Genomic DNA, 12,233 nt, shown 5'->3' with positions numbered 1-12,233 from the left:
ATTCATGCTCTATCGGGTTTCACGCATAGGCGCAATAATCGCAAAGGGGAGTCTTCCCCCTAAAATCGACGTGCCAACGGTTGAGACCAGCTTCATGTCTGATCGAGAATTGTTCGGAAAATGATCAGGTTGTCTTTCCGGTAGGTTTTGGGAAGATGAATTCTTGAAAGCCTTCGAAGACGCCGGTTTCTACCGCATCGAACTTGCCAAACAACTAACTATGAAACTCAAAACTTTAGTCCGCACGGGGAACCGGCTAGCTTCACCCAGCGAGCAATTGCATATCTTGCAATGTAGCCCCGTCGTTGCGTTCAGCGATAAGCTTGCCGAGCACGTCGCTTTGCCGCTCTACCGCAAGCAACTGACCACCCTGCAGATTAACGTCGGCAAGTTATGCAACCAGACATGCACGCATTGCCATGTCGATGCTGGGCCAGATCGTCGTGAGAGCATGTCGCACGAAACTGCCCAACACGTGATGGACTTTCTGGCGAGATCTGAGGTCAAAACGCTTGATATCACCGGCGGCGCTCCCGAAATGAATCCGCAATTCCGAATGCTGGTCCGAGAAGCGCGGAAGCTCGACAAGCAAGTCATCGATCGTTGTAATCTCACGATCTTACTAGCAAATGGTTTTACGGATCTGCCAGAGTTCTTAGCCGAGCATCAGGTAAGCGTCGTCGCGTCACTGCCATGCTACTTAGAAGAAAACTGCGATGCCCAGCGGGGTAACGGAGTGTTCGGCAAGTCGATCGAAGCCATTGGCAGGTTGAACGAACTTGGTTACGCACAGCCGAACTCCGATTTGCGGCTTGACCTTGTCTACAATCCAACTGGTCTCGGTCTACCTCCAGGGCAACATGAACTGGAGGCCGCATACAAGTCAGAACTGGACTCCCGATATGGCATTCAGTTTAACAATCTGCTGACGATCACCAATATGCCGGTCAGTCGATTCCTGGACGACCTGCTGCGACGCGGCAAGTACGATGAGTACATGGAGAAGCTGATTCAGAAATTCAATCCAAGCACCATCGACAATTTGATGTGCCGTTCTCTGATCTCGGTAGATTGGAACGGATTGATTTATGATTGCGACTTCAATCAAATGCTCGACCTTGTGGTCGCTGAAGGTGCAGAGCGAGTTCACATCTCGCAACTGACGGACGACCTACTGGCCGAACGCGCCATTCGAACCGCCAACCATTGCTATGGATGCACGGCAGGTTGTGGATCAAGTTGCGGTGGCAGCTTGGTCAAATAAGACCGTCGTCTATCCCTCGGGAAAACTCGAACCGGCGATTTCGCAGTAGGTCGACGGCGGAGATCCACGACTTGTCGTCCACCGCAACGGCCGTGACCTTTCCTGGCCAATGGGCGATGAGCGGAACACCCATGCCATCTCAACCAAGGTCCACGCCTTGCTGTTTCGGCTCATTTCTGCTGTTTCTACTGAACCAGCACGTCCTCGAAGACAATTTCTTCGCCCCAGATTTCGAAGAGGTCGATTGAATTCTCTGCCTCGCCGGGGGCTGGGCGAAGGATCACGTCGATACGTTTGCCGCTCAGGTCGCCTGCGATGCCCGCCATGTTGATGCGGTGGTCGTTTCCATCTCCCGCCGCGATTATGTGAGCGTACGATCCAGCGTCGTACTCAGTCTCACCATCCTTCAGAACGATGGTGAAGATATTGTCGATCGGCCGCGGCTGGACGGCGAGTACGACCCTTGCAGAATAATTCGCGCCGGTCGTTGGCTGTGAGATTGGACCCATCTCGACACGCTTGAGCGTAATGGCGCGTTCGACTTCGGCCTTCATCGCTGGGTCCACGTTGAGATTGACCGTCGACTGGCCCGCCGGCAGGAATGTCGCCTCTGTCTCCAAGGTGGCCTTCCGAGAAGCGAAGACGTCTAACCCCTCATCCCCCTCCGGGCCGACGGATTCCAGAATGGCCAACTCAACATCGAAGGTGATCTTTTGTTTCCCAGGCTTGATGGGCTCCCACTGTTGCTCGGTGAGGGCGCTTGAATTGGCCGAAGACGCCTCACTGTCGTGCCCGATTGTGGTCCTGGCAAGGTCGACACGCCCCACGATCGTGGAACCGACACGGGTGACCCCGTTGGTTTCTCGAAGCAGAAACTCGATGTACTTGCCGCTTCCGCACCGCAAGTCCCGAAAGTTCCGCTGAACGAGCACACCACTGGGTGAGCCGATCACGATCCGCGGCCGGACCTTGAGTTCGCATATGTCGACGAGGAACTGCGCGGTGTATTTTTCCCAGATGTCGCGATCCAGCTTACCATCGACCCAGCGTTCTTCGATCAGGTCGCCCATCCCGGTCCGCCAGCGGCGTTCCCGGTCGACTTGGTGTTTGAGTATCAGGTCGATGAGGTCGTTCAATTGATCGCTGTCGAGCAGGCTCCCGTTCTCACGGCGGAGCAATTCGTTGATCGCCAACTGACTGCCAGGGTCAGGTTGATTGGCTTGACGCATCAGCTGCGAGACGGTTTGAAACTCGTTTTCTGCCATCGGACAAAACTCCAGCAGCATTACCTTGCTGCCAGCCGGAGATTCAAAGGTCGTGGGACGTTTCAAGGGTTGCGTGTCAGGGACGCGTTCACCCCGAGGGCTTTCAGTCCCGGAGTGTTCGACCAAGCAAACTCGCAGCGCACCGTCTTTAATCTCGTAGATGCCAATCGTTGGTTGGGCGCGGCCAAGGAAGTCAATCGTCTTGGGGGACGTTGTGCTGTTGATCTCAACGCGGCCCGTATCGACCTCTGACTTCGCACCGTTCCGCTTCCTTTCCGTGATGGCAAACGTGTCGCCCTTGATCTGGAGCAGGAGACCGGCAAAGCCGCTTTCGGCGGTAAGCTGTTTTCCGCCTTCTGTGACCGAGGCAGATTCCCACTCGCCCTGAAGCTGCTTGAAGTCGGAATCCTTGGCAACCCTCCGGACGAGCTTGCGAACTTCCTCTTCGGTGATCGGTTTGGCATTGGGCGACGTATCTGGGTCACCAGTTGCCGCCGACCCATCCGACGCAGACGCTGCTTCCGCTGGCTCGCCGAGGGCCGAGTCCGGAAGTGTATTCGCACTGTCATCGGCGGTTCGCCGAGCAGGCGGATCGAATTCGAGCATCTGATCCGTAATCTCGCCGTCGATCGTTGGATCGTAGGTCGTCGTCCGCTCGATGCGAACGTCGTCAGCCTTGATCCGTTCGTCAATCCGTCGAACGAGATAGGACTGCTTATCGATCCATAGTGTGACTTGCTCGTCGCGGAAGCTGTATTCCAAACGAAAGCATTCAATGTTCTGCAGCTCGCCGTCTTCGATCGGCTTCGGGTCGATGAGGTCCAAGTCAACCCACCCCCCCAGTCTTTGCGGCATGAGCATGCCCGGAATTCGACCGACATCTCCCCCCGTGAAACCAATCGCTTGAGACATGGCGATTTCCAGCGACTCCGGTTCTTGGATTCCCGGTTCCACGTCCCACCAGGTTCTAAGGTCTTGCCCGTTGACAAAGATCAGCGACCTCTCGTCATCCTCGTCCTTGATTTCGAATCGAAACCGGTCGGGACGCACAAATGCGGTATCGAACGAATACTCAACAGTAAATTCGGGTGAGACAGTGTTCTTAAGAAACACAGACTTGATGACGCCGGAATCACGGTAGGACTTGCACTCGGCGTACGCTTTCTTCATCCGGTCGAGTATCCGCTCTGTGACTTCGCCGTTGTTGGTGGTACCCTTCGGCTTCCAGCGTACGGCTTCCCAATGCAGGATGACGACCAGAAACTCTGCTCCCTGTTGGGATGCCCGCACCATGGCCCCGAGGTCGTCCATGCGATGCCTGGTGCTGCCTTTCTCATCGGACGGATATTGAGCCCGGGTCAAAAGGAACGCGATGTCATCTTGATCGATGTGCTGAGCATCCCAAAGGCTCTGTGATGATATGGAACTCAGACCAAGCCCTTTTGCAAAGGAGACTGGCTCGGACTTCGATTCGCCGTGATCGTTTCCAAATGAGAGATCGAGTGACAAAGCCACCTGGTCATTCGGGCGATCCTGACTGTGGAGCACGAGTTGTCCCTGCCGGTCGCCGTGACCGGCGTCATTCAATTCGAGTTTCGTTTGATAGGCGGTCCGCCGTTCTCCATTCGAAATGTGCAGGATTTGTGCGAAGACCATGTCCAATCCGCGTCCCTGGAGCTTCCATGTTCTCTGAACATCACTGCCGAGATTTGTCGATTCCTCCTCGACACGCATAATCTGCAACGTTGGGAATGCGTCACTCACCTGAACACTGTCGCGAACAGATGGTTGACCATTCTGAGGTCCCACCATAACACGCGTGATTTCAACTCGGTCGTCCACGATGCGAATCGCGTCGGTCGGATTTTCAAGCGTGTATTTTTCGCCGTTGACTGTCAGAACTTTGTCCACCAGCGTGATCTTGTATCGACCGTTGGCGCTTTCGAAGGAATGGGTTGTGATCCCAGCGGCTTTGTCGTTATGGGTCCTGTGTGTCCCGCCGAACGGCTTCTCTCCGGAAGTATTAACGATCGTCAGGGGGTGTGTCCCCAGAGTCATGCGGTCAGACTGCGGCGTGACCTCAATGTGCATGTTATCATCGCTCAAGTAGGTTAAAAGAATAAAAGCAGAAACGGCTAAGCAGATGATGATCAGGAGAGTATTGTCCGTCGTCATCCTTTTCGCGCGCTGCCCGTCACTAATGCTTGATATCCCCTGGTGGACACCTAACATGGTGCCGCCAATTGTTGACAGAGCAAGCGATAGGAGCAAGATATACCAGCCCCAATCCGTATCGCTGCTAAACATTCCCAGGGGAACGAATTCGTTCACGACGCAGAGCCCGATAGGAAATAGCGACGTGTAGAGCAGGAACTTTGCCACCATAGGCAGCCGGCTGGGATTCGAATCGTCAGGCAGGGGTTCTTGCCCGCCTGAACCGGAATCGTTTCCACCACTTGAGGCACCTTGTCGAGGCGTGTTTTCCTCACCCGGTTGCCAAGTTCGCAGGAACGACTCAAGCGCTTCTGCAACCTCCTTTGGCGTGAGATACCGCTCGTCGGGATCCTTGGCCATCATCCTGGACGCGATTGCCACAAGTTCTTCAGGCACGTCGTCGCGCACCGAATTCAACGGGGCGGGTTCGAACTGTGCATGACTTTTGAGTTTTTGCATCACGCTGCCATCGTCAAACGGCACTCGACCCGAGAGCAAATAATAAAGCGTTGCCCCAAGGCTGTAGATGTCGCTGCGAATGTCAGCTTTGCGAGCGTCGTCGGCTTGTTCGGGGGATATGAAGTCAGGCGTTCCCATGATCGCGCCAGCCGCCGTCAATTCGCCGCGAGCTTCGATTGAACTGGCTTCTACCAATGCTTCTGGCGCCAGCGAGGCAAGGCCGAAGTCGAGGATTTTTACGGTGCCATCTGCCGTGACCATCATGTTGTGAGGCTTGATGTCGCGATGCACCATGCCGCGTTCATGTGCGTGCTGCAGTCCGATCGCTGCCTGCCGGATGTAATCGCACGCTTCTGCGACTGGCAAAGCGCCTCGCTTCTTGACCGTCTGAGATAAATCAATTCCGTCAACGAACTCCATCACCATGAAGTGGAAGTCACCGGCATGATCGGCGTCATGCGAAGTCACGATGTTGGGATGAGAAAGTTGTGCGGCTGCTTTGACTTCACGATGGAAACGATCACTAGCTTCCGCTTTTTGAACCAGTCCGCGATTGATGACCTTCAGCGCCACCGTGCGTTCCATCTTCCGGTGACGGGCTTGATAGACGTCGCCCATGCCACCCTTGCCGATCAGGCCGAGAATCTCATAACGCGGATGTTCGCTCAGAGGTTGTGGAATGTCGTCGAAAGAAGCCGAGTTTGCCGTTGCACTGTCGTGATCGGCCGTCTGATCCGTCGGCAATCGACCGGCTTCCTGCAACAAACCTGCGAATGTGTCTTCGGACGACAGTTCAACGATGGTCTCACAGCAAGGCTCGCATTCGCTGATATGACTATCGATAGCGATCGCTCTTTCCTCGGGCAATTGCCCAAGGCTGTATGCACTCAATTCCTCTCGGCTCGGGTGGTCGGTAAGTTTCGGCATGGGACATCTCTCGGATAACTGTTCTGTCGCGGACGCACGACTTTTGAAGTTGGTCAGCGATTCAACAATACTGGCTGAGTTCGGATCGAACGAATCGCTTCTAGTGACAAAGACCCGCTGGCGAGAAATCTTGTCAGCTCTTTGGGAAAAAACTTGACGACGACTCGATCAAGCCTGCCGCCTCGTGGCGTAACCTACGAGTGATACGAGACTTAGCGAGGCAGACCGAGTTCAGGGAAATTCCCATTTCCTGAGCTACCACATCCGGTTTCGCTCCTTCCAAAGCCACGCGACAGAATGCCTTCCAGGTATTCGGCTCGAAATGCGGCTCCGCAAGCGTCAGCAGTTGCCGGAGGACATATTGGTCGTGCTCACGATCCCAGATCCGACTCGTTTCGCTGGTTGGGTCATCCAACTGTGCGATCCTGGCATCGATGTCTGAGTCACCGCGAGCCTCTGGGCGACGGTCCCTTGCACGCCAGAATTTCCGCAACCGATGAATCAGAATCGCCTTGAGCCATCCTCGAAAAGCGCCTGGCTGCCCACGATGCTCGAAGGTGGCGATTTCCTTGGATACGGCCAGTAACACTTCCTGAACAAGGTCATTCGCGTCGCTGTCCTGAACGTCGTACCTTCTCAACCACACGCGAACCAACGGCGCATAGAGATCCGCCAGTCGATTCCAACCCTCATTCTCAGGCGAATGTCGGATGCGTTCGAGAAGACTAAGCGAGGTTTTGTGCATACTGAAGTGGACCTTTCCAAGGGATTATCCACGATCAACAGGGTCAAGCCAAGCCAGCTTGGGCACGGGAGTTCAACGCTTTCTTTCGACCCATGCATCGCAAAACTTCGAATCCCCGCTCTCTAGGTGCATGAGTCCTATTTGGGTTTAACGGCGTGGGCATCGCACCGCGCGTACCAAGCAATGACGCACAACTCGATGACGCGGTCCGTTGAGAACCGACAGGACAAGAGCGAGCGACTGGGGACGAGCGAATATCGTGAGTACATGGAACGGATCACGAAGCTTGAGCCGAACGTGTTTGTTGTTAAGCATCGCGTGAACAATAAGTAATGGATTCTTAACGTGGCGTCGACTTTCAGTCGACGTTTCAGGGTTTGGCGACTGAAAGTCGCCACCACTTAATGTTCACGCGATGCTAATCACGATCCGTTGTCTGATGCATTGCGAGTCGATGAGCCGCACCGACGTTTACGGCCGAAGGCCGAGAACGGTTATAGGAATTCGTGGCGATTCTTGATGTGCATCGTATTGGTCGCTGCTTCGATCGTGATGGCATCGCCGTTGGTTAAATCGAAACTGCTGTTCGGTCATGGTTGGTCACCGACAGCGAAGGTCTCTCTGGGTCATTTCTTGTAGTTGGGAAAGATGTTCGGGCTCGGGAAACGATCATCGGGGTTGCTGCCATCACCGATGAATTCTTCACGAGGGAGGTCGACCTGGGGCCAGTTCGCGGGGCAGACCCGCACGACACGGCCGGGACGGATGCCTTCGATGATGAGGTCGGTCTCGAAAAGAATTTGGATGCCGCTACTGCCCAGCGGGACGTCGCCGGTCGCTTTGAAGACATCTAGGATGGTGCCTTTCGAGGCCATGTGCGCCGGGCCATAGTTGCCGCCGGTGTGCTTCAGGGTGTTTTCAACTCCATTGATGACGGCGGATACACCCTTCTTGATATCGGCGTAAAGCGATTCGTCCATGCCGCCGAACAACGTCGCCGTCACGGTGGCGCGTCCAAACTTGCCGTACTCGACGGAATCGATCCAGGCCGGCATCCAGCGGCTGCGGATGAACGCCTTATGCGTTTCGTTTTGATTGCGGGCAGCACGTTCAATCGCGGTCTCGTCCATCCAGATATCCGAGATGTGGAATCGGGTGAACACTCCGCTCGGTGTCGGCTTCCAGGTAATCCCGAGCTGGACGGCTTGGCCATCGAGGGCTTTCTTTCCGCTGGCGGGCCAAGTGTCCTCGGCGACCAGGTCCTCGACACCGAGACGCTCGCGGCCGCGCCAGATGCGGATGGCGGCGTCGATGGTCATCGATTCCTCGCTCGTCTTGCCGTCACCGCCTTCCTTCGGTTCGCGACTGGCGACAATCATCCCGGCATTGTCATGGAGTTCCACTTCCTTGAGCCTCCAGACTTTGCCCGTTCGAAGACAGTAGCTGGACTCGTCTTCAAGAAGAAGAACGTGGTTTTCGGCGGGGTAGATACCAGCGCCGCTGTAGCCTGAGTTTTTTTGGCGACTATCAATCGGCAGCACCGGCACAACGGAGGTCTGCGGATCGGGCGGAAGAAAACCTCGGGCATGCAAGACAGTGCCGACTGGAATATCCCGAAGATCCGCTGGCGCTCCGTGATAGCGGACAATGCCGTAGGGCAGCATGGCAAAAGGGTGCGGGGCGTTTCGAAAATAGGTCCCCTCTCCCTGAATGCGCATGCTGCCGCGACGGTTGGCATGATCGACCAATATCAACTCGCCTCGATAGGGAAGCGATTCTTCCAAAGGAGGAAACTTCCCCGCCTCGGGGCGGAAGGGGGCGCCGTTCTTAGTTCCTGGTTCATCGTTCTTTGTTCCGGTGTCTTCGCCAACACCAGTCGCAGCAACAAACAGCGAGCTGACCAGAACCAATGACAAGCAACGGATCATGACGCACCAACAAAGAACAAAGTACGAAGGACAAAGAAAACAAAAAATCAGTATTTCGGAAAGATGTCGGGAGACGGAAAGCGATCCTCCGGGTTGTTTTCAAGAAGATATTCCTCCCGAGGGATCTGGGTCTTGGGCCAACTTTCCGGTCGAATGCGGACCACTCTTCCGGGGCGAATGCCTTCGATGATTAGGTCGGTCTCGATATGGATTTGGATACCGCTGCTGCCAAGAGGCACTTCTCCCGTTGCTGCGGTGACGTCAAGGATCTTGCCACTCGAAGCGACGTGGGACGGCCCGTAGTGGCCGGCTGCGTGCTTCAATGTGTTCTCGGCTCCATTGATCTGCGCCTCGATGCCTTTTGTAAAGTCTTGATAGAGCGTGTCGTCCATGCCGCCGAATAGCGTCGCGGTCACGTTTGCGCGGCCGAATTTGCCGTACTCAACAGCATCAATCCAGGCCGGCATCCAGCGGCTGCGGATAAAAGTTTTGTGCGTCTCGGTTTGAAAATGGGCCGCGTTCTCGATGGCGTCGTCGTCCAACCAGATGTCCGAGATATGGAATTGAGTAAAGGCACCACTTAAGCCGTCGCCGGGTGCCGGTTTCCAAGTGATTCCGAGCAAGACGGCCTGCCCATCGAGTTGCTTCTTTCCGCTGGCGGGCCATGCTTCTTCGGCGACAAGGTCCGCAACCCGAATACGCTCACGGCCGCGCCAGATGCGAGTAGCGGCATCGAAAGTCAAGCTTTCTTTTGCGGCATTACCGTCACCGCCGGCCTTCGGCTCGCGGCTGGCGATCATCTTCCCTGCGTCGTCCTTGAGTTCCACTTCGATAAGCTTCCAAGCCAACCCCTCGCGTAGGCAGTGACTGGGTTCGTCCTCGAGGAGAAGCACGTGGTTCTCAGCGGGAAAGACACCGGTTCCACGATAATGCCCTGCATCTTTCTCCTTGTTGTCGACCGGCAAGACCGGCACTGCGGATTGCTTCGGGTCAGGCGGGAGAAAGGCTCGCACGTGCAACACGGTGCCGAGCGGAACATCGCGGAGATCCGCCGGAGCGCCGTGGTACCTCACGATGCCATAGGGCAGCATGGCGAAGGGGTGTGGATCATTTCTGTAAAACTTGCCGTCTCCTTGCACACGGATGCTGCCACGACGGTTGGCATGATCCACAAAGACCAGTTCGCCCCGATAGGAGTGTGCCTTTTCAAGCGGAGGGAACTTTCCCGGCTCGGGACGAAACGAAACTTCGGCTGCAGGTGCGGGGACTACCAAAATCAACGACATCCCCAGCGAAAAGGCGGGAAGCAATCTCGCAAAATGCAAAAAACGACTCATTGTTGTATGCTTGCTCAAACAGATTCTCCAATTGATATCCCTTTTGAGTTCTTCATCTCTCATTACTCAATAATCATTCCTTCTCTCGCTGTGGTTTGTTCGCACTTCGGAGGAATGGTTATTGATTCATGGAGATTGAAAAATGAAAATTCTAGGGCTGAACGCGGTACCATAAAATTCGCTCTACACTTCAATCACCTTATTACTATCACCGAACGTGTCGGTTTCCACGCCCATGCGTTGAGCCATCAGAAGCAGCAGGTTGCTCATGTGAGCGTCAGGATTCGCGGGACGGCTGCATAGTCCGTAGTGTGCACCGGGATTGTCGAGTTGGTAACCGTCGAAGTGATCTTGGTTGAAGTCGAGATGGCTACCGTGTTTAAGTCCGAGGTCGTTTCCGCCAGCGAACACCAGTGGCAAGTTAGCGTTCCCGTGGCTGTGGCCGTAAGACATCCCGCTGCCGAAGAGCGACATCGTTGAACCCAGCAGCGGCTTTCCGTTGAGATCTTTTGTCTCTTCGAGTCGCGAGAGGAAGTAACCGAACTGCTCGATGGCGAAGGTGTCGTAGTTGGTGAGCTTCTCCATGTAGCCTTCATCACCGCCGTGGTGGCTGAGCTGATGCCGCGACTCGGTGATGCCGATCTCCGGTATGGCGAACGCATCGCCTTCGCCGCCGAGGCTGAACGTGGCCACACGAGTGACATCCGTTTGGAAGGCGAGCACGATGAGGTCATAAACGGTGCGGAAATAGTCGCCCGCCTGGGTTTGGGGCACGTCCCGGTTGGTCCGTTTGCGGTCGGCATCGGCGATTTCGGGCAACGGCGTGTCGAGCCACGCATCGGCCCGTCGTGCCCGGATCTCGGCTTCGCGAACCGAGGTAAGGTATTGATCGAGGCGACCTTTGTCGGCCGCTCCCATCTGCTCTTCAAGCCGCCGTACCTCCGCGAGGTTGTCATCGAGAACGCTGGCTTTGCGGCGCAACGCTTTTCGCTGCGCTTCGATGCCTCCCTTCGGTTCTTCGAACAGCGACTTGAAGATCTCGCTGCAACGACGCATCGCGGGAAGCTGGACGCCGTCTGCGGTCCAGGCGAGGGAACCCTGCGTGAGGGCAATCTCCATGGAAGGGTATCGAGTGTGCTGCGCGGTGACTTCGGCCATCTTCTGGTCGACGGAGATCGTGTTGCGTTCCGACGGGCCGATCTTTCCGCCGGTCAACCAGATGTTGATGCAGTTGTGATGGTGCCCCAGGCTTCCTGGATGATGTAGTCCACTGACAGGAGTGACAACCTCGCGGTATTTCTCCAGAGGTTTCAGTGATCTTGAAAATTCAAAGTCTTTCCCTGGAGTCGTGATCTGATAGTTCAGCGAATGAACACCGTTGGCGAGATAGATAAAAGCGCTTCGCCGAGGCGTCTCCGTTTGCTTCTCCGCCGCATTCAATGGGACCATGCATTCCAGGAATGGAAGTGAGATGCAAGTGCCCATCGCACGAAGCGCATGGCGGCGGTCGATCAGCCAGGATTGGGAAAGGTAGTTCATCGTTCTTGGTTCCTTGGGTCAGTGGTTCTGTTTTCATTGTGGAAGAGAATGATTGATGAGTAATGGAGACTGGAGAATGAAAAATTAAGCAAGGCTATGCGTTTTCTCGCGATGAGGGATGTTTGCTTGCTCGTCGATTCTGCGTTTTTCATTTTCTATTATTCATCGATCAATAATCATTCTCGTTTACTAATTGAGTCCCGTCGTGTTTGGTTGGATTTCGCAGTTACGAGCGATTTGGCGATGATCTTACAAAGCTGATCGCATTCGTCCTGAAGTGGTTCGAGCCTTTGTTCGGGAAGTAACTCTGATTTTACGATCATTCGTATCCACACGCTGCTTTCACGAAGCTCTTTCAATGCAATCGCGAGCTTGTGAATAAAGTCTTTCTTACTCTCAGCCGCACAAGCTTCGGCATAGTTGGGAGCCGGGGAAGTTCCCGACCGCACGAGTTGTCCGGCAATGTGTCGTCCAAGCCGAGTCTCCGGCAATGCATCGACTGCCTTCCCAACGCGAACAGCGAACATCAACAGTCGATCTTCAATATTGGCTCCT

The 12,233-nt window shown here is 55.1% G+C and carries 7 protein-coding genes; 1 reads left to right on the top strand and 6 read right to left on the bottom strand.

What is annotated here, in order from left to right; genetic code table 11:
- Positions 1-220 precede the first annotated feature (220 nt).
- Positions 221-1,264, top strand: coding sequence for an arsenosugar biosynthesis radical SAM (seleno)protein ArsS (gene arsS / locus Pla100_RS02240; protein WP_146576578.1), 1,044 nt, complete (start codon positions 221-223; stop codon positions 1,262-1,264).
- Positions 1,265-1,449: 185 nt separating this feature from the next.
- Here arsS and Pla100_RS02235 read toward each other — a convergent pair whose 3' ends face one another.
- The 6 genes from Pla100_RS02235 to Pla100_RS02210 all read right to left on the bottom strand — a co-directional run bounded on the left by Pla100_RS02235 (position 1,450) and on the right by Pla100_RS02210 (position 12,205).
- Complete coding sequence (locus Pla100_RS02235) at positions 1,450-6,129, bottom strand: protein kinase domain-containing protein (RefSeq protein ID WP_146576027.1); 4,680 nt, start codon at positions 6,127-6,129, stop codon at positions 1,450-1,452.
- Positions 6,130-6,262: 133 nt separating this feature from the next.
- Entirely contained in the window at positions 6,263-6,874 is a 612-nt protein-coding gene (locus Pla100_RS02230) for an RNA polymerase sigma factor (RefSeq protein WP_146576026.1), read from the bottom strand.
- A 626-nt stretch (positions 6,875-7,500) separates the two neighbouring features.
- Positions 7,501-8,622, bottom strand: coding sequence for a hypothetical protein (locus Pla100_RS02225; protein ID WP_197167647.1), 1,122 nt, complete (start codon positions 8,620-8,622; stop codon positions 7,501-7,503).
- A 227-nt stretch (positions 8,623-8,849) separates the two neighbouring features.
- Positions 8,850-10,139: a hypothetical protein gene (locus tag Pla100_RS02220; RefSeq protein WP_197167646.1), complete on the bottom strand. Its 1,290-nt coding sequence runs from the start codon at positions 10,137-10,139 to the stop codon at positions 8,850-8,852.
- A 183-nt stretch (positions 10,140-10,322) separates the two neighbouring features.
- Positions 10,323-11,678, bottom strand: coding sequence for a DUF1552 domain-containing protein (locus Pla100_RS02215; protein WP_146576025.1), 1,356 nt, complete (start codon positions 11,676-11,678; stop codon positions 10,323-10,325).
- 176 nt (positions 11,679-11,854) lie between these two features.
- Positions 11,855-12,205: a four helix bundle protein gene (locus Pla100_RS02210; RefSeq protein WP_146576024.1), complete on the bottom strand. Its 351-nt coding sequence runs from the start codon at positions 12,203-12,205 to the stop codon at positions 11,855-11,857.
- Positions 12,206-12,233: the final 28 nt, after the last annotated feature.

Origin of the sequence: Neorhodopirellula pilleata (genome assembly GCF_007859915.1) — a bacterium.
GTDB lineage: Bacteria > Planctomycetota > Planctomycetia > Pirellulales > Pirellulaceae > Rhodopirellula > Rhodopirellula pilleata.
Note: the sequence above shows the minus strand (reverse complement) of the source record. Positions and strands in the feature narration are given on the sequence as shown.

Bases quoted from the DNA above. Each gene is read 5' to 3' on its own strand.
- Pla100_RS02235 (WP_146576027.1), bottom strand. From the start codon at position 6,129: ATGCCGAAACTTACCGACCACCCGAGCCGAGAGGAATTGAGTGCATAC.
- Pla100_RS02220 (WP_197167646.1), bottom strand. From the start codon at position 10,139: ATGAGTCGTTTTTTGCATTTTGCGAGATTGCTTCCCGCCTTTTCGCTG.
- Pla100_RS02210 (WP_146576024.1), bottom strand. From the start codon at position 12,205: ATGTTCGCTGTTCGCGTTGGGAAGGCAGTCGATGCATTGCCGGAGACT.
- Pla100_RS02215 (WP_146576025.1), bottom strand. From the start codon at position 11,678: ATGAACTACCTTTCCCAATCCTGGCTGATCGACCGCCGCCATGCGCTT.
- Pla100_RS02230 (WP_146576026.1), bottom strand. From the start codon at position 6,874: ATGCACAAAACCTCGCTTAGTCTTCTCGAACGCATCCGACATTCGCCT.
- arsS (WP_146576578.1), top strand. From the start codon at position 221: ATGAAACTCAAAACTTTAGTCCGCACGGGGAACCGGCTAGCTTCACCC.